Source organism: Seonamhaeicola marinus, assembly GCF_008085455.1.
This window is the reverse complement of record NZ_VSDQ01000327.1, coordinates 1-442: the sequence shown is the minus strand read 5'-3', so window position 1 is coordinate 442 and position 442 is coordinate 1. Positions and strand designations below refer to the sequence as shown.

Here is a 442-nt window from a genome sequence, read left to right as displayed (position 1 = left end):
GTTGCATCTATGCTATTTTTAGATTATTCTAGAGAAGATGGCGAGTGGGAACCAAACATATACGGTGGCAGAGAAAATTTAGCAGTTATAGACTTTTTAAAAGAACTAAATAAAGAAGTTTACAAAACGTTTCCTGATGTACAAACCATTGCCGAAGAATCTACAGCATTTCCCATGGTTTCAAAACCAACAAACCTTGGCGGATTAGGCTTTGGTATGAAATGGATGATGGGTTGGATGCATGATACTTTAGAATATTTTGCTAAAGATCCTGTTTACAGAAAATATCACCACAACGAAATTACTTTTAGCTTAGCTTACGCCTTTACTGAAAATTTTATGCTGCCTTTATCGCATGATGAAGTTGTTTATGGTAAAAACTCTATTTTAGGCAGAATGCCTGGTGATGAGTGGCAACGTTTTGCTAATTTACGCCTACTTT

The 442-nt window shown here is 35.7% G+C and carries 1 pseudogene; it reads left to right on the top strand.

The features are described from left to right. Window positions 1-442, top strand: a pseudogene (locus tag FUA24_RS04210) (1,4-alpha-glucan branching enzyme); the annotation flags it as partial.